We start from the raw sequence: 439 nt of genomic DNA on the forward strand, positions 1-439 counted from the left end.
ACGAAAGGATGAGATATTTTGTGTTAGAAAAGATAAAACCAAATTATTCTGCCATTGCACGGCAATATGGTGTTGATCCACGAACCGTAAAGGCGGCCTATTTAAGAGCTCAGAGTGGTGAAACAGCAGTCGTTAGGAAGCGGCGAAGCCGTCGTAGTAAGCTAGACGGATATCAAGATATCATTGAGGATAAATACACGGCAGGCTGTTCTGCCAGATCAATTTATGACTTTATCGTTGAAAAAGGCTTTACCGGTAAATACACAATCGTTAAAGATTACTGTCGTCGGTTTCGCAAAACACAAACTAAGAAAGCCACGATTAGAGTTGAGCATACGATTGGATTAAGTGCTCAAGTGGATTGGAAAGAACAAGTTACCATGACTGACCGGAATGGCGTCCCACATACTTTCAGTATTTTCTTATATGTCCTGCCTTA

1 pseudogene is annotated in these 439 nt (G+C 41.2%); it reads left to right on the top strand.

The annotated features are described in order from the left end of the window. Positions 1-439, top strand: a pseudogene (locus tag QOS10_RS09510) (IS21 family transposase); the annotation flags it as partial.

It is taken from the genome of Limosilactobacillus galli (genome assembly GCF_947381495.1).
GTDB classification, from domain to species: Bacteria; Bacillota; Bacilli; order Lactobacillales; family Lactobacillaceae; genus Limosilactobacillus; species Limosilactobacillus galli.